This window comes from Mycobacterium sp. URHB0021, assembly GCF_054057895.1.
This window is the reverse complement of the sequence record NZ_JBSRZT010000002.1, coordinates 6,230,581-6,256,026: the sequence shown is the minus strand read 5'-3', so window position 1 is coordinate 6,256,026 and position 25,446 is coordinate 6,230,581. Positions and strand designations below refer to the sequence as shown.

Annotated in this window: 19 protein-coding genes and 2 pseudogenes; 10 read left to right on the top strand and 11 right to left on the bottom strand. The window is 67.2% G+C overall.

What is annotated here, in order from left to right:
• Nucleotides 1–42: 42 nt before the first annotated feature.
• Nucleotides 43–339 (bottom strand): MGMT family protein, encoded by a 297-nt coding sequence (locus tag ACVWWN_RS33140; protein WP_457147625.1) that lies wholly within the window; start codon nucleotides 337–339, stop codon nucleotides 43–45.
• Between the two features lie 2 nt (nucleotides 340–341).
• A complete protein-coding gene (locus tag ACVWWN_RS33135; protein WP_457147624.1) occupies nucleotides 342–1,139 on the bottom strand; it encodes an alpha/beta fold hydrolase in 798 nt (265 codons plus the stop codon).
• Nucleotides 1,140–1,201: 62 nt separating this feature from the next.
• Between ACVWWN_RS33135 and ACVWWN_RS33130 the strand changes: the two are divergent.
• Both ACVWWN_RS33130 and ACVWWN_RS33125 read left to right on the top strand, forming a co-directional pair.
• Nucleotides 1,202–4,328 (top strand): annotated as a pseudogene (locus tag ACVWWN_RS33130) (ATP-dependent helicase).
• Complete coding sequence (locus ACVWWN_RS33125) at nucleotides 4,325–7,576, top strand: ATP-dependent helicase (RefSeq protein ID WP_457149370.1); 3,252 nt, start codon at nucleotides 4,325–4,327, stop codon at nucleotides 7,574–7,576. The pseudogene ACVWWN_RS33130 and the gene ACVWWN_RS33125 overlap by 4 nt, the downstream one beginning before the upstream one ends.
• Here ACVWWN_RS33125 and ACVWWN_RS33120 read toward each other — a convergent pair.
• The 3 genes and pseudogenes from ACVWWN_RS33120 to ACVWWN_RS33110 form a co-directional block, all read right to left on the bottom strand.
• Nucleotides 7,573–7,821 (bottom strand): GMC oxidoreductase, encoded by a 249-nt coding sequence (locus ACVWWN_RS33120; RefSeq protein ID WP_457147623.1) that lies wholly within the window; start codon nucleotides 7,819–7,821, stop codon nucleotides 7,573–7,575. The genes ACVWWN_RS33125 and ACVWWN_RS33120 overlap by 4 nt on opposite strands.
• Before the next feature lie 173 nt (nucleotides 7,822–7,994).
• Nucleotides 7,995–9,073, bottom strand: a pseudogene (locus ACVWWN_RS33115) (GMC family oxidoreductase).
• Nucleotides 9,074–9,175: 102 nt separating this feature from the next.
• Nucleotides 9,176–10,099: an alpha/beta hydrolase gene (locus tag ACVWWN_RS33110; protein ID WP_457147622.1), complete on the bottom strand. Its 924-nt coding sequence runs from the start codon at nucleotides 10,097–10,099 to the stop codon at nucleotides 9,176–9,178.
• A 188-nt stretch (nucleotides 10,100–10,287) separates the two neighbouring features.
• Between ACVWWN_RS33110 and ACVWWN_RS33105 the strand changes: the two genes are divergently transcribed.
• The gene (locus ACVWWN_RS33105) at nucleotides 10,288–10,527 is read left to right on the top strand and encodes a hypothetical protein (protein ID WP_457147621.1); all 240 of its coding nucleotides are present in this window, start codon (nucleotides 10,288–10,290) and stop codon (nucleotides 10,525–10,527) included.
• 232 nt (nucleotides 10,528–10,759) lie between these two features.
• Here the strand turns inward: ACVWWN_RS33105 and ACVWWN_RS33100 are convergent, their stop codons facing one another.
• Nucleotides 10,760–11,155 (bottom strand): DoxX family protein, encoded by a 396-nt coding sequence (locus tag ACVWWN_RS33100; RefSeq protein WP_457147620.1) that lies wholly within the window; start codon nucleotides 11,153–11,155, stop codon nucleotides 10,760–10,762.
• A gap of 46 nt (nucleotides 11,156–11,201) precedes the next feature.
• On the opposite strand from ACVWWN_RS33100, the gene ACVWWN_RS33095 reads away from it, so the two are divergent.
• Together ACVWWN_RS33095 and nudC are read left to right on the top strand one after the other, a co-directional pair.
• Nucleotides 11,202–12,281: a potassium channel family protein gene (locus ACVWWN_RS33095; RefSeq protein ID WP_457147619.1), complete on the top strand. Its 1,080-nt coding sequence runs from the start codon at nucleotides 11,202–11,204 to the stop codon at nucleotides 12,279–12,281.
• On the top strand, nucleotides 12,278–13,207 hold the full coding sequence (gene nudC / locus ACVWWN_RS33090) for an NAD(+) diphosphatase (RefSeq protein WP_457147618.1): 930 nt from the start codon (nucleotides 12,278–12,280) through the stop codon (nucleotides 13,205–13,207). The genes ACVWWN_RS33095 and nudC overlap by 4 nt, the downstream gene beginning before the upstream one ends.
• Here the strand turns inward: nudC and ACVWWN_RS33085 are convergent, their stop codons facing one another.
• Nucleotides 13,208–13,462 carry a mycoredoxin gene (locus ACVWWN_RS33085; protein WP_457147617.1) on the bottom strand — a complete coding sequence of 85 codons (255 nt, stop codon included), beginning with the start codon at nucleotides 13,460–13,462 and terminating at the stop codon, nucleotides 13,208–13,210.
• An 83-nt stretch (nucleotides 13,463–13,545) separates the two neighbouring features.
• Between ACVWWN_RS33085 and ACVWWN_RS33080 the strand changes: the two genes are divergently transcribed.
• The 3 genes from ACVWWN_RS33080 to ACVWWN_RS33070 all read left to right on the top strand — a co-directional run bounded on the left by ACVWWN_RS33080 (nucleotide 13,546) and on the right by ACVWWN_RS33070 (nucleotide 16,426).
• The gene (locus ACVWWN_RS33080; protein WP_457147616.1) at nucleotides 13,546–15,669 is read left to right on the top strand and encodes an ATP-dependent DNA helicase UvrD2; all 2,124 of its coding nucleotides are present in this window, start codon (nucleotides 13,546–13,548) and stop codon (nucleotides 15,667–15,669) included.
• 89 nt (nucleotides 15,670–15,758) lie between these two features.
• Complete coding sequence (locus ACVWWN_RS33075; RefSeq protein WP_457147615.1) at nucleotides 15,759–15,974, top strand: hypothetical protein; 216 nt, start codon at nucleotides 15,759–15,761, stop codon at nucleotides 15,972–15,974.
• Nucleotides 15,975–16,117: 143 nt separating this feature from the next.
• Nucleotides 16,118–16,426 (top strand): WhiB family transcriptional regulator, encoded by a 309-nt coding sequence (locus tag ACVWWN_RS33070; protein WP_457147614.1) that lies wholly within the window; start codon nucleotides 16,118–16,120, stop codon nucleotides 16,424–16,426.
• Nucleotides 16,427–16,463: 37 nt separating this feature from the next.
• Here the strand turns inward: ACVWWN_RS33070 and ACVWWN_RS33065 are convergent, their stop codons facing one another.
• The 4 genes from ACVWWN_RS33065 to ACVWWN_RS33050 are packed head-to-tail and all read right to left on the bottom strand — an operon-like array spanning nucleotide 16,464 to nucleotide 21,264.
• Entirely contained in the window at nucleotides 16,464–17,798 is a 1,335-nt protein-coding gene (locus tag ACVWWN_RS33065) for a macrolide-binding ATPase MABP-1 (protein ID WP_457147613.1), read from the bottom strand.
• Nucleotides 17,799–17,840: 42 nt separating this feature from the next.
• Nucleotides 17,841–18,692: a TOMM precursor leader peptide-binding protein gene (locus ACVWWN_RS33060; protein ID WP_457147612.1), complete on the bottom strand. Its 852-nt coding sequence runs from the start codon at nucleotides 18,690–18,692 to the stop codon at nucleotides 17,841–17,843.
• Nucleotides 18,693–18,744: 52 nt separating this feature from the next.
• Nucleotides 18,745–19,812, bottom strand: a complete 1,068-nt coding sequence (locus ACVWWN_RS33055) for a methyltransferase (RefSeq protein ID WP_457147611.1) — start codon at nucleotides 19,810–19,812, stop codon at nucleotides 18,745–18,747.
• Nucleotides 19,813–19,866: 54 nt separating this feature from the next.
• A complete protein-coding gene (locus ACVWWN_RS33050; RefSeq protein WP_457147610.1) occupies nucleotides 19,867–21,264 on the bottom strand; it encodes a zinc-dependent metalloprotease in 1,398 nt (465 codons plus the stop codon).
• A gap of 72 nt (nucleotides 21,265–21,336) precedes the next feature.
• On the opposite strand from ACVWWN_RS33050, the gene ACVWWN_RS33045 reads away from it, so the two are divergent.
• Both ACVWWN_RS33045 and ACVWWN_RS33040 read left to right on the top strand, forming a co-directional pair.
• Nucleotides 21,337–22,359, top strand: coding sequence for a YlbL family protein (locus ACVWWN_RS33045; RefSeq protein WP_457147609.1), 1,023 nt, complete (start codon nucleotides 21,337–21,339; stop codon nucleotides 22,357–22,359).
• 78 nt (nucleotides 22,360–22,437) lie between these two features.
• Nucleotides 22,438–25,446 (top strand): UPF0182 family protein, encoded by a 3,009-nt coding sequence (locus tag ACVWWN_RS33040; RefSeq protein WP_457147608.1) that lies wholly within the window; start codon nucleotides 22,438–22,440, stop codon nucleotides 25,444–25,446.

Genomic DNA, 25,446 nt, shown 5'->3' with positions numbered 1-25,446 from the left:
GTAAATCCGCCTGCTCGACGACCCTGGCGTTTGTCTCGTCGCTCAGAACTCGTGGCGCACTTGCGACAGCCGGATCCGGCCGTCGGTGGCGAGGACCCCTTCGGCGCGCAGCAGCTCCAATTGTTTGGTGGTCAGGTGGGGGGCCGGGCGGCCGGAGGCCCGGATGACGCGATGCCATGGCAGGTCCGACGAGTCCGTGCGCATGATCCAGCCGACGATCCGCGGACTGGAAAGCCCTGCCGCATCGGCGATGTCACCGTATGTCGAGACCCGCCCGGCGGGTATCGAGGCGACCAGTGCACGCACCGCCTCGACCTGCTCGTCGGTGATAACGGCCATCGCTATTCCCGGGTCAGCTGCGTGCGGATCAATTCCGCGGTGTCGGCGGGTCGGGCCTGGGGGACCATGTGATCGCAGTCCCACTCCAGGACTGTGAAGTCGTCGCCCAGGCGGTCGTGCAGCGCGGCGATCAGCTCATCGCGTGCGTATGGCGGATCGGTGCGGGTGGCCCGAACGAGCGTGGTCGGAGTGCCGGTGGGTGGCAACGCGATCGGCCTGGCCAGCTCGCTCCAGTACGACAGCATGGCCGGAATGCTGATCCGCCAGCCGGACCGGCCGTCGGGCAGTTCGATGAGATGCTCGTCGAGTTCTCGCTCGATTTCTTCGGCGTCGACCTCTGCCCATGACCCGTTGATCTTCTCGGCGCGCGCCTCGTCGCGATCGGTGTAGTCGGGCGAGGCGAACATGTCGTCGGCGATGTCACGCATCCATTCGCCGTCCAGACCGACCGCCGGATCGAGCAACACCAGCGAGGCGACCAGATCCGGTCGCGCGGCGGCCAGATTCAGCGCGAGCGCCCCGCCGAAGGAGTGCCCGACCACCACGACCGGGCCGTCGGCCTCGGCGTCGGCCAGGTCGGCCAGCGCCGCCACGTTCGCATCGATGGTCCACGGGGCCGCCCACGACGACCGCCCGTGTCCGATGAGGTCCGGCGCGACGACGGCGACCTCGGGCAGGTACCGGGTCGCCAGCGTCTGCCATCGCTGTCCGTGTCCGGTCACGCCATGAACGGCCAAAATCCCGGCGGGCCCGGCGGGCCCGTAGCGGTGCACGTGCAATCCCTGCGTGTCGACGGTCACGGTTAGATGCTGCCAGCAGCCGGTGGGCACCGAATGTCGGACCCCCGTGGTCTCATGCTGACATGTCCGCACCGCACACCGATCTCTCCACGACTGCGCTCACCGATCCCGGTATGCGGGGTGCGGTCCGTGTTCTCGGCGGGCCGGGAACCGGCAAGAGCAGCCTGCTGATTGAGACCGCGACCAAACACATCGGTGCCGGCATCGACCCGGAATCGGTTCTACTGCTGACGGGTTCGGCCCGGCTCAGCACGCACGCACGCGCGGCTATCACCTCCGCTCTGCTGTCGGCGGGCAGCCGCGCCGTCGTACGGGAACCGGTGGTCCGCACGCTGCATTCCTATGCGTTCGCGGTATTACGACTGGCTGCGCAGCGCAATGGGGACCCGCCACCACGGTTGATCACCAGTGCCGAGCAGGACGGCATCATCCGCGAATTGCTGGCCGGCGACGTCGAGGACGGCGACGATTCTCCGGTGGCGTGGCCGGCCGAGCTGCGGCCCGCGTTGAGCACGGTCGGTTTCGCGACCGAACTGAGGGGTCTGCTGGCCCGCTGCACCGAACGCGGTGTCGATCCCGTTGCGCTGCAACGCATCGGGCGCATCGCAGGTCGACGTGAATGGCTGGCCGCAGGACAGTTCGCCCAGGCCTACGAGCAGATCATGCTGCTGCGTTCGGCCGTAGGGATGGCCGCGCCGCAGGCCACGGTGCCCGCACTGGGCGCTGCCGAACTCGTCGGCGCCGCCCTCGAAGCGTTCGCGATGGACCCCGATCTGCTTGCCGCCGAACGGGAACGCATCGAACTTCTCCTCGTCGACGACGCGCAGCATCTTGATCCGCAGGCCGCGCGGCTAGTGGAGGTGCTGTCGGCAGGCGCCGGGCTCACCGTCATCGCCGGTGATCCCAAACAGTCCGTGTTCGGTTACCGGGGGGCCGATCCCGCGCTTCTGCGGGGGGACGTGCCGGCGATCACCTTGACGCGGTCCCATCGGTGCGCCCCGGGCATCGCTGATGCCATCGCGGGCATCGCACGCCGGCTGCCGGGCAGCGACCAAGTCCGCGCGTTGACCGGTGCCGGCGTGGAGGCGGGCTCGCTTGCGGTGCGGATCGCCGCGTCGCCGCATGCGGAGTCGGCTTTGATCGCCGATGCGCTACGGCGTGCGCATCTCGTCGATGAGGTGCCGTGGTCTCAGATGGCGGTGATCGTGCGGTCCGTCCCACGCGTGGGCTCGTCGCTGGGCCGTGTCCTGATGTCCGCGGGCGTACCCGTCGACTCGCCGTCACCCGGCGCGGTGCTCTCCGATCAGCCGGCGGTGCGGCGCGCTGCTGACGGTACTCGACGTCACCGAACAGGGTCTCGACGGCGGGAAGGCGCTCGCCCTGTTGACCGGGCCGATCGGCCGGGTCGACCCGGTATCCCTTCGTCAGCTGCGGCGGGCTTTGCGCCGCGCCGATTCCGGGAAGTCTCCGCGCGAGTTCGCCGAACTGCTGGTCGAGGCGCTCGATCACGGAACCGATCGGCTGGCCCCGGCATATGCGGGGCCGCTGCGCCGGGTGCGCGCGGTGCTGTCCGCGGCGCGCCGCAGTGCTGCTGCCGGTGATGATCCGCGCTACACGCTGTGGCAGGCCTGGCAGCGGTCCGGCCTGCAACGGCGCTGGCTGACGGCGAGCGAGCGCGGCGGCTCCGCCGGCGCCCAGGCCGATCGCGAGCTCGATGCCGTCACCGCACTGTTCGACGTCGCCGAGCAGTATGTCGCCCGCACCGCGGGGGCATCGCTCCGCGGCCTGGTCGACCACGTCACGGCGCTCACGCTGTCCGCGACGCCGCATGACCATCGCGCCGATACCGACGCGGTCACGCTTCTGAGCGCGCATTCGGCGCTTGGGCGAGAGTGGGAGTTCGTCGTGATCGCCGGACTGCAGGAAGGCCTGTGGCCCAACACTGTTCCGCGTGGCGGCGTACTGGGCACCCAACAGCTCGTCGACGTCATGGACGGCATCGTGGAACCGGGCGCTCAGGTCTTGTCCTCACGGGCGCCGCTGCTCGCCGAAGAGCGGCGGCTGCTCATCGCCGCGATGGGCCGGGCCCGAAACCGACTGCTGATCACCGCGGTCGACAGCGACTGCGGTGACGAGTCGATGCTCCCGTCATCGTTTTGCCACGAGTTGGCAGCGCTGCAGACCGACGAGGGGCCGGATCCCGTCGTGCCCATCCAGGCGCCGCGGGTGCTGGCACCGCAGGCACTGGTCGGGCGGCTTCGGGCGGTGGTGTGTGCACCGCCGGGCTCGGTCGACGACGAGTCGCGTGCCTGCGCGGCAGCTCAATTGGCACGCCTCGCCGCAGGCGGGGTATCCGGCGCTGCTCCGGAGCAGTGGTACGGCCTGACGCCACTGTCCAGTGACGAACCCCTCTGGTGCGGCGACGATCACGTCGTCACGTTGTCGCCCTCGACGCTGCAGACGTTGACCGATTGCCCGCTGCGCTGGCTGCTGGAGCGCCACGGGGGCACCGACGGCCGCGACGTGCGATCGGCGGTCGGGTCGCTGCTGCACGCCCTGGTCGCCGAATCAGGCAAATCCGAGAATCAGATGCTCAACGAACTCGAAAAGGTCTGGGAGAATTTGCCCTTCGATTCTCGGTGGTATTCGGACAACGAGTTGGTGCGGCACCGGTCGATGTTGTCGACGTTCGCGCAGTGGCGGGCTCGGAGCCGGCACGAGCTCACCGAGGTGGGCACCGAGATCGACGTCGACGGCGTGATCGGCGCGCAGGACGGCCCGGGTGTTCGGGTGCGCGGGCGTCTGGACCGGCTGGAACGCGACACCGAGGGGCGGCTGGTCGTGGTCGACGTGAAGACCGGTAAGAGCCCCGTCAGCAAGGACGACGCCCAACGCCACGCGCAGTTGGCGCTGTACCAGGTGGCGATCGCGGAAGGTCTACTGGCGCAGGGCGATGGTCCCGGCGGAGGCCGCCTGGTGTACCTCGGCAAGACCGGTGCCGGTGGCGCGACCGAGCGGGAACAGGACGCGCTGACCGCGGGCGCCCGCAGCGAGTGGCTGACCCGGGTGCAGCAGGCCGCAGCCGCGACCCAGGGCCCGGAGTTCGTCGCAAGGATCAACGACGGTTGCACGCACTGCCCGGTGCGGCCGATGTGCCCGGCCCAGGAGAAAACGGGTGGGCGGTCATGATGGCGCGTTACAGTCCGGCCGAACTCTCCGCCGCACTGGGCCTGTTCGCGCCGACGGAGGAGCAGGCGGCGGTGATCGCCGCACCGCCGGGACCGCTGGTGGTGATCGCGGGTGCCGGCGCGGGCAAGACCGAGACCATGGCCGCCCGCGTGGTCTGGCTGGTCGCCAACGGCTATGCATCGCCAGGCCAGGTGCTCGGACTGACATTCACGCGGAAGGCGGCCGGGCAGCTGCTGCGGCGCGTCCGCACCCGGCTGGCGCGGCTCGCGGGAGCGGGACTGGTGACCGACGGCAGCCCCACCGGTGTCGTCGACGATCCGGCGACGGTGAGCACTTACCACGCCTTCGCGGGCACTCTGTTGCGCGAGCACGGCCTGCTGCTGCCGGTCGAGCCCGGTACCCGGCTACTCAGTGAAACTGAGTTGTGGCAGCTGGCTTTCCGCGTCGTGTGTGAGCATCCTGAGCATCTCGACACCGAGAAGACACCGGCCGCCGTGACGGCCATGGTCCTTCGTCTGGCGGGCCAGCTGGCGGAGCACCTCGTCGACACCGATCAGTTGCGCGACACGCACGTCGAACTGGAGCGTCTCGTGCACAACCTGCCGGCCGGTCCCTATCAGCGCGACCGCGGGCCCAGCCAGTGGCTGCTGCGCATGCTGGCCACTCAGACCGAACGCACCTTGCTGGTCCCGCTCATCGATGCCGTGCACCACCGCATGCGTGAAGAGAAGGTGATGGACTTCGGCATGCAGATGGCCTCGGCGGCGCGACTGGCCGTGGGGTTTCCTCAAGTGGGTGAACAACTGCGGCAGCGCTATCGGGTGGTGCTGCTCGACGAGTATCAGGACACCGGCCACGCGCAACGCGTCGCGTTGTCTTCGCTGTTCGGCGGTGGGGCTGACGATGGCCTGGCCCTGACGGCGGTGGGTGATCCCATTCAGTCGATCTACGGCTGGCGCGGTGCATCGGCCACCAACCTGCCGCGCTTCACCACCGACTTCCCGCACTCCGACGGGACGCCTGCGCCGACCTTGGAGCTGCGTACCAGTTGGCGCAATCCGCCGCAGGCCCTGCACATCGCCAACGCTGTCTCCGCGGAGGCCCGGCGGCGGTCGGTCGCGGTGCGTGCGCTGCGCCCCCGGCCGGACGCCGGGCCGGGCGGCATCCACTGCGCACTGCTGCCGGACGTGGCGGTCGAACGGGATTGGGTCGCAGACCATCTGGCGCAGATCTACCACAAAGCCCGAGACAACGGCCAGTCCGCGCCCACCGCAGCCGTACTGGTGCGCCGCAACGCCGACGCGGCGCCGATGGCTGATGCGCTCACCGCGCGCGGAGTTCCGGTCGAGGTGGTCGGACTCGCCGGTCTACTCGCCATCCCGGAGGTCGCCGATGTGGTCGCCACGCTGCGATTGGTCGTCGACCCGACCGCAGGCGCGGCGGCGATGCGGGTGCTGGCCGGGCCGCGCTGGCGGTTGGGCGGTAAGGACATCGCCGCGTTGTGGCGCCGCGCCGTCGAACTCGACCGACCCGGCAGGACCGACGACACTTCGGCCACCGAGCGGATCGCCGCGCAGGCCGCACCCGATGCCGACGCCGCCTGCCTGGCCGACGCAATCTGTGACCTCGGCACTCCGGAGGCGTACTCCGCCGCCGGGCACCGCAGAATCGTCGGGCTCGGACGCGAATTGACCGCCCTGCGTACGCACCTCACCTACCCACTGCCCGATCTGGTGGCGGAGGTGCGGCGGATGCTTGGGGTCGATGCCGAAGCGCGGGCGGCCCAGCCGGTTTCGGCGGGATGGACCGGCACCGAACATCTCGACGCCTTCGCCGACGTGGTGGCCGATTTCGCCGGCCGCCCGTCGGCGACCGTCGAAGGACTGCTGGCGTTTCTCGACGCGGCCGAACAGGTGGAGAACGGTTTGGCGCCCGCCGACGTGCCGATCGCCAGTGATCGTGTCCAGATCCTCACGGTGCACGCGGCCAAGGGTCTGGAGTGGCAGGTGGTGGCGGTGCCCCACCTGAGTGCGCGGGTGTTTCCCTCCACCGCGTCGACACGAACCTGGCTCACCGACGCCGGAGATCTGCCCCCGCTGCTGCGCGGCGACCGGGCGACCGCCGCCGATCACGGTGTCCCGATTCTCGACACCTCCGACGTGAACGATCGAAAGCAACTGTCGGACAAAATTTTCGACCACAAGAGCAGCCTCGACCAGCGCCGTGTCGATGAGGAGCGCCGACTGCTTTACGTGGCGATCACCCGCGCCGAGGGCACGCTACTGCTATCCGGACATCATTGGGGTGCCGCCGAGCTGAAGGCGCGCGGACCGTCCGAGTTCCTCTGCGAACTCAAGGACATCATCGAGGAATCAGCGACCGGTGGCGATGCGTGCGGCGTCATCGAGCAGTGGGCGCCGCTACCCGCTGCCGGTGAGCCGAACCCGTTGCGGGACAAAGCAGTGGAGGCAGTCTGGCCCGCCGACCCGTCGGCTTCCCGCCGAAGCGACATCGACCGGGGCGCTGTGCTGGTGGCTCAGGCGATGTCGGGCGGTATCGAAGACGGCGTCGCCGACGTCGAAGGGTGGGCCGCCGACGTCGACGCCCTGCTGGCCGAACGCGAGCGTGTCGCCGAGCGTCCCGTCCCGCCGTTGCCGCTCCAGTTTTCCGTGAGCACGATGGTGCAACTTCGCCGTGACCCGGGAGCGGCTGCGCAGCGGCTGGGCAGGCGGCTCCCGGCGCGGCCGGATCCCCACGCCTTGCTGGGCACCGCCTTCCACGATTGGGTGCAACGGTTCTACCGCGCCGATCGGCTGTTCGACCTCGATGATCTACCGGGAGCCGTCGACCGCGACGCCGGGGACGGCGACGAACTGGCCGAGCTTCAGGCGGCGTTCGCGTTGTCCCCGTGGGCTGCCCGTACACCCGTCGACGTGGAGGTGCCGTTCGACATGGTCATCGGCGGCCGCGTGGTACGGGGTCGCATCGACGCGATCTTCGCCGATGACGACGGCGGTGCCACCGTCCTGGACTGGAAGACGGGTGAACCGCCGGATACGCCGGAAGCCGAGCAGCATGCGGCTGTTCAGCTGGCGGTATACCGGCTGGCATGGGCGGCGTTGCGGGACTGCCCGGTGGAATCGGTGCGGGCGGCGTTCCACTATGTGCGGTCCGGCCGGACGGTGATGCCCGAGTCGCTGCCCGGCGCCGATGACCTGCTCGCGTTGCTCGAGCAGCCAGCGGCCTAGGATTCGTCGGGCTCGGCAGGGGCGAGATTGTGCTCGGCGATGAGGATCTCGGCCGCCCGCTCTCCGATGACCACGCACGGCGCCTGGGTATTGCCGGTGGTCACGCGGGGCATGATCGAGCGGAGTCGGTCTATTCCGTACACCTTGAGGTCGCCGTCCACCACCGACATCGCGGCACGGCCCATTTCGGCGGTGCCGGTCTGATGCCAGTAGCTCGAGGCAGCGTCACGGATGAACCTCTCCAACTCCGCCCCTTCAAATTGCCCGGCATGACTTGGCGCTTGGTGAACGGCCGCAGCGCGGCCGAGTTACCGACCTCCCGATACAGTTCGACGCGCGCGATCGCGGCCTTGACGTCGTCGGGGTGGGACAACGTGTTGGCGTGGATCTCGCCGAGATCGAGTGGGGTGGGGACCGGTCAACCGGATTTCGCCGCGGCTTTTCGGCTGAATGAGACCACCGAAGAGGTTCCATCCCGCCGCCGGCGGATTGAAGCGGCTGGTGTTCTCGGCGCTGGATGACTTGGAAAACTCGGCCTGACACGTCTGTATGTCGGGGCAGTCCATCCCGGGGCCGCTGGTCCAGAAAAACGCGCCTCGACCGCGGTGTGGCGCGCCGGCATAGGACGTTCGTACTCCCACACGCAGTCGAAGCCGACATGGTCTTGCAGGTTTCGGCCCACACCGGACAGATGCTGGACCACGAGGATGCCATGCCGCTGAACTTCGGCCTGGTCACCGATACCCGATTGCATGAGCACCTTGGGTGTGTTGATCGCACCAGCGAGAGCACCACCTCATTGGCGGCACCGACCCGGTGCAGCGTTCCGTTGTGCGCGAACTCCACCCCGGTGGCCTTGCTGCCGTCGAGGGTCAACCGCGCACCAGCGCGCCGGTGAGAACGGTCAGGTTCGGCCGCTCCAAAAGGGAAAACATAAGAGCGGTAGACGCATTGACGGTAGCCGCCGCGGGCCCGGATATCGGCTATCGAGCTGCCACCTGAGCCCTCCATCATTCTGCCGTTCGGGTTGTCGAACGCGGGGATGCCCGCCGAGCAGGCGCCGTCGATCATGGCGGGTGCGATCGGGTGTGCGTCGGGTGCTGGTTGGACGAAGAGGAGGCCACCGGAACCGCGGTATTCGGGATTCGGCGCGCCATGCCAGTCCTCGATGCGGTGATAGATCCGCAGCACCGACTCATAGTTCCACCGGGCGTCACCGGCTTGGGCGGCGAAGAAGTCCCAATCGCTGCGGTGTCCGTGCGCCCACAACATCACATTGATGCTCGAACCCCCGCTGAGCACCTTCCCCATCGACAACGGCATCGATCGGCCGTTGACGTGCGGCCTGGGCTCGGCCCGAAAGTTCCAATCCCGTTCGGTGCCGGGATTGAGCGGCCACTGGTCGGCCTTCATGATGGCGGGCACGTCGTCGTCCCCGCCGGCCTCCAGCAGCAACACGCTGACATCTGGGTCCTCGGCGAGTCGACGGGCCCCCACCGATCCCGAGGAGCCCGACCCGCAGACCACGAAGTCGTAGCCCGTCCGCACCTGAGCACTGAGTTGGTCGACGAATTTCGTTGAGGGATGCTGTCCATCCGACTAGGCCTCGACTGGCTGCAGACCGAGTTTTGAACGCAGCCAGCCACCCATCTCGCCAATTGCCTGGTCGACTTCGGGTACTCGGCCGGCGCCGATGATGAATGAATGTTGGCCTGCGGGAACGGATCGCACGACGATGTCATTGCCTGCAGCGCCGGCACGACTGGCAAATTCCACCGCCTCGCCGGCGAGCAGCTCGTCGGTGCCGTGGTATACCGCGATCGGCGGCAGACCGGCGAGGTCGGCTTCGAGAAGGTTCACCCGCGGGTCGCTCCATTCCACGCCGGTGCCGTCCAGCCAGCACGACCGGAAGAATTCGAGCAGGGGGCGCGACAGGAGCTTGTCCAGTTCGGCGTTGCCGTCGATGGTTTCGTTGGTCAGCGTGGCGTCGAACAGAGCAGAGATGGCCAGGATGGCCCCGGGCAGCGGCGCGCCCTGATCGCGTAACCGCAGGGCAAGGCCTACCGCGAAATTGCCGCCGATCGAATTCCCGACGCTGGCGATGTTCTCGGCTCGGTAGCCCTGGGCGAGGAGCCAGGCATAGGCGCTGTTGACATCTTCGAGCTGGGCCGGGAACTTGTGCTCCGGCGAACGTCGGAAGTTCAGCACCAGCGAGCGAATGCCGGCCGCTTTGGCGATGTGCGCGGCGGCTTTGCGTTCTGAATGCATGGAAGTGACGACGCTGCCGCCCATGTGGTTGTGGAGAAGCGCGCGATCGGGGTCGCTTCCGGCCGGGATACACCACAGCGCTTCCACGCCGCCGGCGTCCACTTCGGCGTAGCTGACGTCTTCTGGCTCCTTCGTCGCCAGGTGCATCGTCTCGACGACGTCTCGGACAGTGGACAGGTCGAACTCGGGGTTCCCCGACCGGGCGCTCAGATCGGCGTAGAAGTTCGCGAACTCCACTGCTTGCTGGCTTGTCATGGGGCCGCCTCTCGAATATTAAAATATCGATCGTTATATATCGGACGCTATCCTACACTGACGATGTAGGCAACAGTGCGAATGGAAGGCAGAGTGAGATACCCGCCGGATCAGAAGGCCAAGGCGCGAAAAGCGCTCATCGACGCCAGGCACGATCACTGAAAACCTGTGGGTTCAACGGAGTTGGCGTGGACGCGCTCGCGGCGGCGGCGGGCGTGACATCAGGCGCGTTGTATTCGAACTTCCCCGAACCAGGAGGCCCTGCTGGAGGCGGTCATCGACGCATGCGTTGGCGAGCCCTTCCTCGCCCAGACCGAATCCGGGACACGCCCGCAACGTCGCGCACAGCGCGAGAGTCTTCTCGACGACTACCTCAGCGCCCACCACAGCGCCGACCCCGCCGGGGGGCTGTGCGATGCCCGCCTTGAGTGCCGACGTCTCTCGGGGCACAACCCGAAGTGAAGCAAGCCGACGAACATAAGCTCACCGCGCTGGTCGAGCGGATAGCCGACCTGCTCGACGGTGACCGCCCCCGAGCGGAGCCGACGTGCGTGGAGCACTGTGGCATGCCCGACGGCAGCAAGTCCCGAAGTGCGGCTGTCGAATCCGCGCGCAGAACGGCCGACGCGCTCGTAGAAACGAGCGACTGAAGCGCGCGGCCTACGAGGTGCGGTAGATCTTGTAGGCCTCGCTGACCATCGGGATCTGCAGCGGTAACCGGGCGAAGGCGCCTAGGCGCATGATCAACGGCTTGTTCTTCCACAGACGGCACATGTTGACGTTGGCCGGGAACACCGACGCGAACAACGCGATCGCGGCCAGCGCACCCAGACGACGGGTGCGCGGCGCCAGCAGGAGGCCCGCCGTTCCCAGCTCGGCCACTCCCGAGGCGTAGGTGTAGAAGCGCGCGCTGCCCGGCAACTCGGCCGGGACGATGCCGTCGAACGGCTTGGGCGCCACGAAATGCAGGGTCCCGACACCCAGCAGCATGGCCACCAAGCGGTACACCCGCGTGGCGCGGACAGTCTGCTGCAGTTCGGGTGGGGAAGAGGTCATGATTACATTGTGCGGGTGCGGCGGCGCGATGCGATGACAGGCCCTCGTGGCTAAGGGAAGACTGCGACGTCGGCTCAGCAGGTTCGACGAGTCGCTGGCCGATCGTCCCATTCACGCGATCACCGACCGGGTGCAGATTCCCAGCGAAGAGGTCAGCCCTGCCCGGCGTATCACCACCCGGGTCATCTACGCCACGGCGGCGCTGTTCGCCGCCGTGCTGATCGTCTACCTGGACCGCGATGGCTACCGCGACGTCCAGGACAACCAGCTGTCGTTCCTGGACTGCCTGTATTACGCGACGGTGTCGCTGTCGACGACCGGATACGGCGACATCACCCCGTTCAGTCCCGAGGCTCGCCTCGTCAACGTCTTGGTGATCACGCCGCTGCGCATCGCCTTCCTGATCGTGCTGATCGGTACGACGGTCGAGACGCTCACGACGCAGTCGCGGCAGGTCTACCAAATCCAGCGATGGAGGAGAAGAGTGCGCAACCACATCGTGGTCGTCGGTTACGGCACCAAGGGGAGGGCCGCGGCAGCGGCGATGGTCGGCGACGAGGTGGCGCCGGCCGACATCGTCGTCGTCGACGAGAACCCGGTCGCACTCGAGCGCGCCAAGAGTGCCGGGCTGGTCACCGTCCGCGGTAGCGCGACCGACTCCGAGGTGTTGCGGCTGGCCAGCGCGCAGCACGCCAAGGCGATCATCGTGGCGACCAACCGTGACGACACCGCCGTGCTGGTCACGCTGACCGCCCGCGAACTTGCACCCAAGGCGAAGATCATCGCCGCGGTCCGGGAGGCCGAGAATCAGCATTTGCTGGGCCAGTCCGGCGCCGACTCGACCGTGGTGACCTCCGAGACCGCCGGCCGCATGCTGGGCATAGCGGTGCAGACCCCGAGCGTTGTCGAGGTCATGGAAGATCTTCTGACCCCGGACGCCGGATTCGCCATCGCCGAACGGGAAGTCACCCCCAAGGAGGTGGGTGGTTCGCCGCGCCACCTCAACGACATCGTGCTCGGCGTGGTCCGCAACGGAAAGCTGCTCAGGACAGACGACCCCCAGGTCGACGCGGTGGAACTCGGCGACCGGCTGCTGTACGTGCGCAGCGCGGATGCCGACCGATGACATCAGGATTTCAGCTCCGCAAGGTCCCGCTGCTGTCCCGGGTCGGTGCCGACCGCGCCGACGCGCTGCGCACCGACGTCGACGCCGCTATCACCGGCTGGCCAGACGCCTTGGTGCTGCGGGTGGACCGGCGCAGTCAGGTTCTGATCGCGGGGGGCCAGGTCGTACTCGGCAAGGCCGCCAAGATGGGCGACAAACCGCCCGAGCACGCCGTCTTCCTGGGTCGGCTCGCCGATGGGCGACATGTGTGGGCGATTCGCGCCGCGCTGGAAGGCCCCGACGATCCGCACATCGAAACCGAGGTGCTCGACCTGCGCCGGGCCGGTCAGATCTTCGACGACGTCAGCGCGCAGCTGGTCGCGACCGCGACGGCTCTGCTGAACTGGCATGACAGCGCGCGATTCAGCGCGGTCGACGGCGCGCCGACGAAGCCCATCAAGGGCGGCTGGTCGAGGGTCAACGCGACCAACGGACACGAGGAGTTTCCCCGAATCGACCCGGCCGTGATCTGCCTGGTGCACGACGGCCACGACCGCGCCGTGCTCGCCCGCCAGACGGTGTGGCCCGAGCGCCTGTTCTCGCTGCTGGCCGGCTTCGTCGAGGCGGGTGAATCGTTCGAGGGGTGCGTCGTTCGCGAGATCGCCGAGGAGGTCGGGCTTACCGTGTCGAATGTCACCTACCTCGGCAGCCAGCCGTGGCCCTTCCCGCGCTCACTGATGGTCGGTTTCCACGCCATCGGCGACCCGGAGCAGGAGTTCTCGTTCAACGACGGCGAAATCGCCGAAGCCGGCTGGTTCACTCGGGCCGAGGTCCGCGACGCGCTCGCCGACGGCGACTGGAGCACCGATTCCCCGTCGCGGCTGCTGCTGCCCGGATCGATTTCGATCGCCCGCGAGATCATCGAATCGTGGGCGGCACTGGACTGATCAGCCGGCGAGCTTCGCCTTCACCTGGGCCCCACTCGGGTTGGTCAGGGTGGTGCCGTCGGCGAACTTCAGCGTCGGCACGGTTTGGTTGCCACCGTTGACCGATGCCACGAACTCGGCCGCAGCGGGGTCGGTTTCGATGTCTACCTCGGCGAACGGGATGCCTTCGGCCTTGAGAACCTTCTTCAGGCGGAAGCAGTAGCCGCACCACGAGGTGGTGTACATCGTCACGCCGGAAGACTTCGCAGCACTCATAGGCCGTTCAACATAACGGACGGCGCCAACATGCCCGCGGCCGCGCCCCGGATTTGTCGGCCCGCGCTGACATGATGGAGCGCATGCCGGTAGGGGCCCTTGGTTCGTCGCGACTTCTCGACGATCTCGACGACGAGCAGCGCGAAGCCGTCCTGGCGGCCCGCGGACCGGTGTGTGTACTGGCCGGTGCGGGCACCGGAAAGACCCGCACCATCACCCGCCGCATCGCCCATCTCGTCGCCTCCGGGCATGTCGCCGCGGGCCAGGTGCTGGCGGTGACGTTCACGGCGCGGGCAGCGGGGGAAATGCGCGGCCGACTCCGCGCCCTCGGCGAGGGAGGAGCCGGGGTGTCCGCGGAATCCGTGCAGGCCATGACGTTCCACGCGGCGGCCCGCCGCCAGCTGCAGTACTTCTGGCCGCGTGTGGTCGGCGACACCGGGTGGCAGTTGCTCGACACCAAGTTCTCGGTCGTTGCACAGGCCGCCAACCGCGCCGGCCTGTCGACGAGCACCGATGACGTGCGGGACCTCGCCGGTGAAATCGAATGGGCCAAGGCGTCTTTGATCAGTCCGGAGGGTTATGCCGGGGCCGTGGCGCAGATCGGCCGTGACATTCCGTTCGACGCCGCCAAGATCGTGGCGGTCTACGCCGGATACGAGAAACTCAAGGCCCGCACGGACGGTACGGCCCTGCTGGACTTCGACGACCTGCTGCTGCACACGGCCGCCGCGATCGAGAACGACGCTGCCGTCGCACAGGAGTTCCGCGACCGCTACCGCTGCTTTGTCGTCGACGAATACCAGGACGTCACCCCCCTGCAGCAGCGGGTGCTCGACGCGTGGCTGGGAAACCGTGACGACCTCACCGTGGTCGGTGACGCCAACCAGACCATCTACTCGTTCACCGGCGCCACCCCGCGATACCTGCTCGACTTCTCGCGCCGGTTTCCCGACGCGGCGGTGGTGCGCCTCGAGCGTGACTACCGTTCCACGCCCCAGGTGGTCTCGCTTGCGAACCGCGTCATCGCTGCCGCCAGGGGCCGGATGGCGGGCAGCAAGCTGCATCTGGTCGGCCAGCGTGACGCCGGTCCCGAACCGACCTTCGCCGAGCACGCTGACGAGGTGGCCGAGGCGACCGCGGTGGCCAAGAAGATCAAGAACCTGATCGAGTCCGGCACCGCGGCATCGGAGATCGCGGTGCTGTACCGGATCAACGCCCAGTCCGAGGTCTACGAGGAAGCGCTGACCGAAGCCGGCGTCGCCTTTCAAGTGCGCGGCGGGGAGGGCTTCTTCAGCCGTCAGGAGATTCGTCAGGCGCTGCTCGCTTTGCAGAGGGCGGCCGAACGCGGTGCCGCCGAGGAAGCCGCCGTCGTACCCGAGGTCGTCCGCGCGCTGCTCGAGCCGCTGGGACTGACGGCCGATCCACCCGCGGGTACCCGGGCCCGTGAGCGGTGGGAGGCACTCGTGGCGCTCGCCGAACTCGTCGACGAAGAAGTGGCGGCGCGGCCGTCGCTGGACCTTCGCGCCCTGGTCGCGGAATTGCGCCAGCGCGCCGACGCGCGACATCCCCCCGTCGTGCAGGGCGTCACGTTGGCCTCCTTGCACGCAGCCAAGGGCCTGGAATGGGATGCGGTGTTCCTGGTGGGACTGGCCGACAACACGCTGCCGATCTCACACGCGCTGGCGCACGGCCCCGACAGCGAGCCGGTCGAAGAGGAGCGTCGGCTGTTTTATGTCGGAATCACAAGGGCACGAGTACATTTGGCCCTCAGCTGGGCCTTGGCCCGTGCTCCGGGGGGCCGCCAGACCCGGCGGCCGTCGCGGTTTCTCAACGGCATCGCCCCGCACTCGCAGCGTGGGGACGCCCCGAACCGGCCGCGCCGAGCGCGGGGTGCCACGCCGCGCTGCCGCGTCTGCAACGACACGCTGACCACGCCCGCCTCGATCATGTTGCGTCGCTGCGAGACGTGTCCGTCCGACATCGACGAGGGGCTGCTCGCCGAGCTCAAGGACTGGCGGTTGCGCACGTCGAAGGAAATGAGCGTGCCGGCCTACGTCGTGTTCACCGACAACACGTTGATCGCGATTGCCGAGACATTGCCAGTCGACGACGCCGGGCTGGTCGCCATTCCCGGCATCGGTGCACGCAAGCTCGAACAGTTCGGCCCCGATGTGCTGGCCATGGTCAAGGGCCGCCAATCATCGTAAAAATCGCGCCAAAACCGCAGGTCAGAAAATCGTTTGTCAGTGCAGCCTGTTAGGCTTAGCCTCAAGATCACACCAGCTGTGTGTTTGTCATGGGAGAGGAGGGGCCCGAGATCATGTTGAGCATCAATGCGTTCACCGGCGTAGGCGTTGCCGGCATGTCGCGGACCCCGCACACCGCCGCCGCCGCGGCGCATCCCGCCTTCATGGTGCACGCCGCCGCGGGTGCCGCCGCCGCCATTCCGCCGCAGCCCAAGCGCCGCACCACCACCGCGACTGGACCGTCCGTGGATCGGGGCACTATCTAGAGAGCCCCGATTTAGCCCAAAGGCCACGGAACCGCAGTCAAGGATCCGTGGCCTTAAGTCATTCGGACACCGAAGACCTGGTCAGGGATCCATCAGAAGACAGATGGACGACGAACAACGACCAGGAAGCAGAGGTACGAGCCATGTCAGTTGCGATGAGCGCTCCGGCGAAGAGCGTCCCATCGAGGACATGTCGTCAAAGGCTGGCGGTGCCGTGTCACATCGGCGATCCGGACCTGTGGTTCGCCGAGAACCCCGTCGACCTCGAACGCGCCAAGGCGCTGTGTACGGATTGCCCGATCCGGCGCCAGTGCCTGGCCGCAGCGCTGGAACGCCAAGAACCGTGGGGCGTCTGGGGCGGCGAGATCATCGAAAGAGGCATGATCATCGCGCGCAAGCGCCCGCGGGGACGGCCGCGCAAGAACACCGAGGAAAATCCGGCAGCCGCGTAAGCGCTGCCGGGCATTCCCCGGCAGGGTGCTGCGTCCGTCAGGCCGCTTCGTCAGCGAAGCCCGGGATCAGTTCCGTGGCAAGTCTTTTGGTCGGGATGTGCGCGTCGAGCTGACACGAGATCGCGACATTCGACGCGATGACCCGCATCGGTATCGCCAGCTTGGCGGGAATGTCCATCTGTCGCGCGGCCTTGATCTGCGCCACCGACCTGTCCATGTTGACCGCGGTCATCTTCTGCAGCCATTTCCGCGTGTAGTGGAAGACCTCGACCTGGAGGGGTTCGACGTACTGGCGCATCATGTCGTCCATATCGCGCTTCGACACCTGCTCACCCTTTTGGATGAACCCGATTTTCTGCATGGTCGTCAGCAGGTTGTCATAGTCGTCGTTGAGCGCATAGCGCGTCGCCTGGCCGATTTCGACCGGGATGCCGCCGGGCATCGGTGCCACTGCACCGAAATCAATGACACCCATTTTGTCGTCGCGCAGCAGCATGAAGTTCCCGGGATGTGCGTCGCCGTGCATCATCTCGAGCCGCCGCGGCGCGTCGTAAGTCAGTTCGAACAGCCGGGTACCCATCAGATCGCGCTGTTCCTGGGTGCCGTCACGGATGATGTGGGACATCGGAATGCCCTCGATCCACTCCTGGACCACCACCTTGGGTGCACTGGCCACGATGTGGGGCACCACGAAATGCGCGTGGTTCTCGTAGGCCTTGGCGAAGGCCCGTTGATTGTCGGCCTCCAGCCGGTAGTCCAGCTCCATCTCGGTGCGCTCGATGAGCTCGTCCACCACGCCCTGCACATCGGCGCCAGGGGCCAGCTGCTTGGCCACGCTCACCATGCGCTGCATCGTTTTCAGGTCGGCGCGGAGCGCCTCGTCGGCGCCCGGGTACTGGATCTTGACCGCGACCTCGCGACCATCCGACCACACGGCCTTGTGCACCTGCCCGATGCTGGCCGACGCGACCGGGGTGTCGTCGAACTCGGTGAACCGCTCGCGCCACTTGGTGCCCAGCTGCGCGTCGAGTACCCGATGAACCCTTGCCGCGGGCATCGGCGGAGCCTCCCGCTGCAGCTTGGTCAGTGCCTCGCGGTAGGGCTTGCCGTACTGCTCTGGGATGGCCGCCTCCATGACCGAGAGCGCCTGGCCGACCTTCATCGCGCCGCCCTTGAGCTCACCGAGGACGGTGAACAGTTGCTGGGCGGCCTTGTCCATCAGCTCGGCGCTGACCTCGTCCTTGGACTTGCCGGTCAGCCGCTTGCCGAAGCCCAGCGCGGCCCGACCCGCCATGCCGACGGGCAGGCTCGCCAGCTTCGCGTTACGAGCGGCCCGGCCCCGTTTGATGTCCGTCACCAGACCATCATCCATGACGTTCCTGACCGCGCTCCAACGTCTTGGACACGATCGATGTCACCGGTTGCACTGCGGGCATCTGGGATGTCGTGACCAGCGGCGCGCGACCACGGCACCGACATCGACGTCGAATTCGAGCGTGGTGTCCAGCGTGGCCGGCGCCTGCTGGTGCCGGTCGGCGCCGGTGCCGGATACCGCATGGATCACCCGGTCGACCTGGTTGAGCGCCAGTGCAGCGGTCGCCAGCAGGGTGGCACGGTCGGCGGTACCGACCGAGTGGCGCAGTTGCGCCGCGACCGCCGGCCACGCCGCGTCTCGGTCACTGCGGTGCAGGTCCGCGCAGCCCAGGCAGCTCGTCACGCCCGGAATGACCAGTGGGCCAACCAGGCCCGATCCGTCGCGAACCCGGACCGGCAGGTGCGGGATGCCCGCGCCGTGTACCTCGCGCACCACCCGCGGGTCGGCCACCAGATTGTCCGACAGCACGACCAGATCCGTGTGCTGAGCGGAGGCGCCCGCGTGGGTCTGGCTGCTCTGGGTGATCCGGGCACCCGAACAACGCAGTGCACTGGCCAGCAGATCCGACAGCGGCCCACGGCCATGGATGCGGATGGACGCGGAGCGGCCACGCCTGTGCCCGACGATCCGGACCAGACCGCTGTCGACCAGCGAGGAAATCAGCGCGGTGATCGCGGAGTCGCCGGCCAGTCCGCGAAGGCCCGCCGCCGCCTTGAGGTCTGCCAGCGTGGCTCCCGACTGTATGGTGCGCAGCAGGTCGGCCAGCGTGGTGGCGGTCAACCCCGGCGGCGGCTGCACCAGTACCGCACGGCGCGGGTCCCAACCGACCTGGACTGCGCCATCGGGCCGTAGCAATACGGGCGTCGCCGGATCGAGCGCGTAGCGCGTCATTCGACGACTGTGCCATCGATCCCGATGAGCGCGGCCAGGTTATCCACAGGCCTCAGGCGGCGATGGCCTCGATCACGCTCTGGGGCGCGCCCGTCGTCCGCACCCCGGTCCGCCGCAGACCGGCCCGCTCCAGCAGCACGTCGAACTCCTCCAGCGACCGTTCGCGGCCATTGACGCACGCGAGCATGTTGAGGTCCATCATCGCCGCGGTGCCCGGGTTGTTGTCGTCACCGATGATCAACTCGATAATGGCGATCCGGCCGTCGGGTGCCATCGCCTCGCGGCACTTGCGCAGGATCTTGACGCAGCTCTCGTCATCCCAATCGTGAAGGATGAACTTGAGCAGATAGAGATCACCAGATGGCACCGACTCGAAGAAATCGCCACCGACGACGTCGGTCCTCGACGCGTAAGCGCTCTCTGCGATCATCGCTTTGGCGCTCTCCGCGATGTTGGGCCGGTCGAACACCACGCCCTGTAACTCGGCGTTGGCTTCCTGAAGCCGGGACAGGAGTGCGCCGTTGGCCCCGCCGACGTCGACGGCCCGTCGGATTCCGGTGGTGTCGATGGCGTCGGCGAGATTTTGACCCCACATCGCGGTGCCCGCCGACATCCCGGCAGAGAACTCTGCGGCCTGCGCCGGATGCTGCTCCAGATAGTCGAAAAAGCTCATCCCGAGCGCGTTCCGCGCCTGGCTGTGTCCGCTCCGCACCGACTCTCCAAAACTGTTCCAAGTCAGCCAGTGTGCGGAATTGGTCATGGCCATCACCCAGTTGCGGATCGAGCGGGGCGCATCGCTTCGCAACGTATCCAGCAGAGGTGTGCCGTGGAACCGGCCGTCGGAATCGGCGGTGACCAGTCCGAGCGTGACGCAGGCACGCATCAGTCGGTAGGTGGTGGCGGGCGCGCTGCTTTCCCGTTCGGCGACCTCGGCAGCGGTCAGCGGCCCCTCGGCGAGGTGGTCGGGTATCGACAGTTCGATAGTGGTGCGGATGGTCTGGCTGACCATGTACCCCCGCGCCATGGCCATCATTTGCTGATGCAGGTCGGTGTTGTGGTCGCCGTCAGATTGGCTCTGCGAAATTGCCTTCTCCTCTCGAGCGGAACGGGATCGGTTCACCGCGATTGAGAGAAACGGCGCTTGCGACGGAAATGGTTCAACCGCGAGGTCGGGTCATTCCTTGGAGTCGCCGGTGGGGCCGTCGGTAGCGCCCCCGCCTTCTTCGTCGCCCTTTTGCAGATCGGCGATCGCTCGATCGATCGCGTCGTCCATGCCGCTGGTGTCGCCGCCGACCATTCGGTCGATGAAGCCGGCGGGCTCATCGAGGTCCTCGGAGCGGGGCAGCAGGTCCGGGTGCTGCCAGACCGCGTCGCGCGCGTCGGCGCCGACGGCCTGCGTCAGCCGCTCCCACAGCACCGCGGCCTCACGCAACTTGCGCGGCCGCAGCTCAAGGCCGACCAGCGTCGCGAACGTCTGCTCGGCGGGCCCGCCAGTAGCGCGCCGCCTGCGGAGCGTCTCGCTCAGCGCTGCGGCGCCCGGGAGGCGCTCTCCCAGTGCGTCGGCGACAACGGTCTGCACCCAGCCGTCGATGAGCGCCAGCAGTGTCTCCAGCCGGTCCAGTGCTGCAGTCTGCTCCGGGGTGGCCTTGGGTTCGAAAATGCCCTGATTGAGCAGCTGCTCCATCTCCGAGGGATCGGCCAGCGACGCCGGATTGAACCCGCGCGCGAACTCCTCGATGCCGGTCATGTCGATCTTCATGCCGTTGGCGAAGCTTTCGACGGCGTTGAGTAGCTGGCTGGCCAGCCAGGGCACGTGGCTGAACAGCCGGTGGTGGGCGGCTTCGCGGGCCGCCAGGAAGGTCATGATCTCGCTGCGGGGCTGTTCGAGGCCCTCGGCCAGCGACTCGACGGCCTCCGGCATCAGCGCGGCGACCCCCTTCGGACCCAGTGGTAGCCCAATATCGGTGGAGGTCAATACTTCTCGTGACAACTTGCCGAGCGCCTGACCGAGCTGAGAACCGAAGGCCATGCCGCCCATCTGCGACATCATCGACAGCAACGGCCCGGCCATGCTCCTGGCTTCCTCGGGCAGTGCCGAAGCCCACGCTGTCGAGATCTGTTCGGCCACCGGATCGCACAGCCGTTTCCAGGTGTCCAAAGTGTTGTCGATCCAGTCGGTGGGCGTCCATGCCACCGCCTTGGTGGTGCCCGCGGGCAGTGGGGTGGCGCCGTCCAACCAGGTCTCGGCAAGCCGCACGGCATCCGCGATCGCGGCGCTCGTCTTCTCAGGAACCGGAGCGACGAACCCGATCGCGCTCGACGCCAGCTGGCGGGCGAGGTCGTAGTTCACTGGCCCGGACTGCTGGCCGCCGCCCATCACGTTGCCCGCGCCGCTGAACATCTCCCCGAGCTTGGTGAAGATCTGACCCAGCTCGGACATGTCGAAACCGGCGCCGCCCGTGCCGAACGGGTCAGAGCCCGAATCGGGGTCCTTTTTGCCCTTGTCGTGCTCGGGGTCGTCCCCGGAGGAGAAGCCGAAAGGCAGGTCAGCCATACCCCCAACGGTACTCACAGGTTGCCCGCACCGCGGGCAAGCGGGTCACGCTGTGAGTGAACCCCATCGCCAACATTTACTGTTGGCGGCGTGAACAGGCGGATTCTGACGCTGATGGTTGCCCTGGTGCCCATCCTGGCCTTCGGTGTGCTGCTGTCATTGGTGACGGTGCCGTACGTGTCCCTGGGCCCCGGTCCGACGTTCAACACCCTCGGTGAGGTGGACGGCAAGCAGGTCGTCGACATCGAGGGCGCCGATCTGCATCCGACCTCGGGACACCTCAACATGACCACGGTGTCCCAGCGCGACGCGCTGACCCTGGGCCAGTCGCTGGTGCTGTGGGCGTCGGGTCGTGAGCAGCTGGTTCCCCGGGATCTGGTTTATCCGCCCGACAAGTCGAAAGACGAGATCGACAAGGCCAACACGACCGACTTCAAGCAATCGGAGGACAGCGCCGAGTACGCGGCGCTCGGCTACCTGAAGTACCCGTCGGCGGTCACCGTGGAGACGGTCAGCGATTCGGGCCCCTCGGCGGGAAAGCTGAAGCCGGGCGACGCGATCGACGCCGTCAACGGCAAACCGGTGGCCAACCTCGACGAATTCACCGGCCTGCTGAAGACCACCAAACCCGGTGATTCACTGGTGATCGATTACCGGAGGAAAAACGCACCGGCGGGGATCGCGACCGTCACGCTGGGCACCAACCCGGACCGCGACTACGGATATCTGGGGGTGGCCGTCCTCGATGCGCCGTGGGCACCGTTCTCCATCCAGTTCAACCTGGCCAACATCGGCGGGCCGTCGGCCGGGCTGATGTTCAGCCTCGCGGTCGTCGACAAGCTCACCACCGGCGACCTCAACGACGGCAAGTTCGTCGCAGGCACGGGGACCATCTCCAGCGACGGAAAGGTCGGCTCGATCGGCGGCATCGCCCACAAGATGATGGCCGCGAAAGAGGCGGGTGCCACCGTGTTCCTGGTGCCCACCGACAACTGTGACGAGGCCAAAGACGCGCACGAGGACGGCCTGGAACTGGTCAAGGTGGATACCCTGGGCGCGGCGGTGGACGCCCTGCACGCGATTTCCGCCGGTGGCGAACCTCCCCGTTGTTGAGCCGACCCCGCACGGGCGATGCGTAGAGTTGTCTCACGTCAACACGACGTTGGAGAACCGCGAGACTGGAGTTAACGAGTGGGTATGCGGCCCGCGGCGAGAATGCCGAAGCTGACACGTCGTAGCCGGGTACTGATTGCAGTCGCCCTGGCCGTCGTGCTGCTGTTGCTGATCGGGCCACGCCTCGTCGACGCCTACGTCGACTGGCTGTGGTTCGGCGAACTCGGCTACCGTTCGGTGTTCACCACCAAGCTGGCCACCCGCCTCGTGGTGTTCCTGGCCGTCTGGCTGTTCATCTCCGCGATCGTGTTCGCCGGTCTGGCGCTGGCATATCGCAGCCGGCCGGTGTTCGTCCCCACCAACGGTCCCAATGACCCGGTCGCCCGCTACCGCACCGCGGTGATGTCGCGGCTGCGCCTGGTCGGCATCGGCGTTCCCGGTGTCATCGGTTTCTTCGCAGGCGTCGTTGCGCAGAGCTACTGGGTGCGCGTGCAGCTGTTCCTGCACGGCGGCAGCTTCGGAATCACCGACCCGCAGTTCGGTAAAGACCTCGGCTTCTACGCGTTCGACCTGCCCTTCTACCGGCTGGTGCTGAGCTACCTGTTCGTGGCGGCGTTCCTGGCGTTCATCGCAAACCTGCTGGGCCACTACCTGTTCGGTGGCATCCGGCTGTCCGGGCGCAGCGGGGCGCTGAGCCGCGCAGCCCGCATCCAGCTGATCACGCTGGTCGGCACGATGATGCTGTTGAAGGCGTTCGCGTACTGGCTGGATCGCTACGAGCTGCTCAGCCACACCCGCGGGGGCAAACCGTTCACCGGGGCGGGCTACACCGACATCAACGCCGTGTTGCCGGCCAAGCTCATCCTGATGGCCATCGCGGTGATCTGCGCCATCGCGGTTTTTTCCGCGATTGTGTTGCGTGACCTGCGGATCCCGGCGATCGGCGTGGTCTTGCTGCTGCTGTCGTCGCTGATCGTCGGTGCCGGCTGGCCGTTGATCGTCGAGCAGATCAGCGTCAAACCCAACGCGGCGCAGAAGGAAAGCGAATACATCAGCCGAAGTATCGCCGCGACCAGGCAGGCCTACGGGTTGACGGAAAAGGACGTCACGTACCGCAACTATCCGGGTAACGCCCCGGCTACCGCACAGCAGGTGGCCTCCGACCGCGCGACCACGTCCAACATCCGGCTTCTCGACCCGACCATCGTCGGCCCGGCGTTCACTCAGTTCCAGCAGGGAAAGAACTTCTACTTCTTCCCGGACCAGCTGGCGATCGACCGTTACAACGGTCCCGACGGCAACCTCCGTGACTACGTGGTGGCTGCGCGCGAGCTGAACCCGGACCGGCTGATCGACAACCAGCGTGACTGGATCAACCGGCACACCGTCTACACCCACGGCAACGGCTTCATCGCCTCACCCGCCAACACGGTGCGTGGTATTGCCAACGACCCCAACCAGAACGGCGGATACCCCGAGTTCCTGGCCAGCGTGGTGGGCGCAAACGGCAGCGTAATCTCGCCGGGTCCCGCGCCGTTGGATCAGCCGCGGGTCTACTTCGGCCCCGTGATCGCCGGCGCGGCGGCGGACTATGCGATCGTCGGCAAGAACGGTGCCGACCGCGAATACGACTACGAGACCAACACCGAGACCAAGAACTACACCTACGGCGGGGCCGGCGGTGTCCCGATCGGTAACTGGCTGACCCGCTCGGTGTTCGCCGCCAAGTTCGCTGAGCGGAATTTCTTGTTCTCCAACGTGATCGGGTCGAACAGCAAGATCTTGTTCAATCGCGACCCAACCGAGCGGGTAGAGGCCGTCGCCCCGTGGCTGACCGCCGACACCAGCGTGTATCCGGCGATCGTCAACAAGCGGATGGTGTGGATCGTCGATGGCTACACCACGCTGGACAATTACCCGTATTCGGACTTGACGACGTTGTCGAGCGCCACGGCCGATTCCAACGAGGTGGCCGTCAACCGGCTGGCGCCCGACAAGCAAGTCTCCTATATCCGCAACTCCGTCAAGGCGACCGTCGACGCATACGACGGCACCGTGACGCTGTACGCCCAGGACGAGCAGGATCCCGTGCTACAGGCGTGGATGAAGGTGTTCCCGGGCACGGTCAAACCCAAGAGCGACATCACGCCGGAATTGCAGCAGCATCTGCGCTACCCCGAGGACCTGTTCAAGGTACAGCGCTCGTTGCTGGCCGAATACCACGTCGACGATCCGGTGACGTTCTTCTCCACCTCAGATTTCTGGGATGTTCCGCTGGATCCGAACCCCACCGCGAGCAGCTACCAGCCGCCGTACTACATCGTCGCCACAGATCTTGCCAACGAAGACAATTCGGCGTCCTTCCAGCTGACGAGCGCGATGAACCGGTTCCGTCGTGACTTCCTGGCTGCCTATATCAGCGCGAGCTCGGATCCCGACACCTACGGCAAGATCACGGTGCTGACCATCCCGGGCCAGGTCAACGGTCCGAAGCTGGCCAACAACGCGATCACCACCGATACGGCGGTCAGCCAGGACCTCGGCGTCATCGGCCGTGACAATCAGAACCGGATCCGGTGGGGCAACCTGCTGACTCTTCCGCTCGCCGATGGTGGTCTGCTCTACGTCGAGCCGGTGTACGCCTCGCCGGGCGCCAGCGACGCGGCATCGTCGTATCCACGCCTGATCCGCGTGGCGATGATGTACAACGACAAGGTTGGATACGGCCCGACCGTGCGTGATGCGCTCAAAGAGATATTCGGTCCCGGGGCAGATGCCACGGCGACGGGTCCGGCGCCGACGGATCTGCCGAACGGCCCGCCGGCCGCCGCGCCATCCGACGGTCAGCCACCGGCGGCCCAGCCGCCGGCGAATCAGGCAATACCGGAGGTGCCGACGCCGGCTGCCGTGCCCCCGGGACCAGGCGGGCCGGTGCAGTTGTCGACGGCCAAAGCCGCCGCACTGCAAGAGGTGGAGACCGCGTTGAACGGTGTGCGCCAAGCCCAGCAGAGCGGTGACTTCGCCGACTACGGGCAGGCGCTGCAGCGTCTGGACGACGCGATGAACAAGTTCCGCAGCGCCAAGTAG

Excerpts from the sequence above, each read along its gene's own strand:
- ACVWWN_RS33140 (WP_457147625.1), bottom strand. The coding sequence starts at position 339 with ATGGCCGTTATCACCGACGAGCAGGTCGAGGCGGTGCGTGCACTGGTC.
- ACVWWN_RS33125 (WP_457149370.1), top strand. The coding sequence starts at position 4,325 with ATGATGGCGCGTTACAGTCCGGCCGAACTCTCCGCCGCACTGGGCCTG.
- ACVWWN_RS33110 (WP_457147622.1), bottom strand. The coding sequence starts at position 10,099 with ATGACAAGCCAGCAAGCAGTGGAGTTCGCGAACTTCTACGCCGATCTG.
- ACVWWN_RS33100 (WP_457147620.1), bottom strand. The coding sequence starts at position 11,155 with ATGACCTCTTCCCCACCCGAACTGCAGCAGACTGTCCGCGCCACGCGG.
- nudC (WP_457147618.1), top strand. The coding sequence starts at position 12,278 with ATGACATCAGGATTTCAGCTCCGCAAGGTCCCGCTGCTGTCCCGGGTC.
- ACVWWN_RS33085 (WP_457147617.1), bottom strand. The coding sequence starts at position 13,462 with ATGAGTGCTGCGAAGTCTTCCGGCGTGACGATGTACACCACCTCGTGG.
- ACVWWN_RS33080 (WP_457147616.1), top strand. The coding sequence starts at position 13,546 with ATGCCGGTAGGGGCCCTTGGTTCGTCGCGACTTCTCGACGATCTCGAC.
- ACVWWN_RS33075 (WP_457147615.1), top strand. The coding sequence starts at position 15,759 with ATGGGAGAGGAGGGGCCCGAGATCATGTTGAGCATCAATGCGTTCACC.
- ACVWWN_RS33070 (WP_457147614.1), top strand. The coding sequence starts at position 16,118 with ATGTCAGTTGCGATGAGCGCTCCGGCGAAGAGCGTCCCATCGAGGACA.
- ACVWWN_RS33065 (WP_457147613.1), bottom strand. The coding sequence starts at position 17,798 with ATGGATGATGGTCTGGTGACGGACATCAAACGGGGCCGGGCCGCTCGT.
- ACVWWN_RS33060 (WP_457147612.1), bottom strand. The coding sequence starts at position 18,692 with ATGACGCGCTACGCGCTCGATCCGGCGACGCCCGTATTGCTACGGCCC.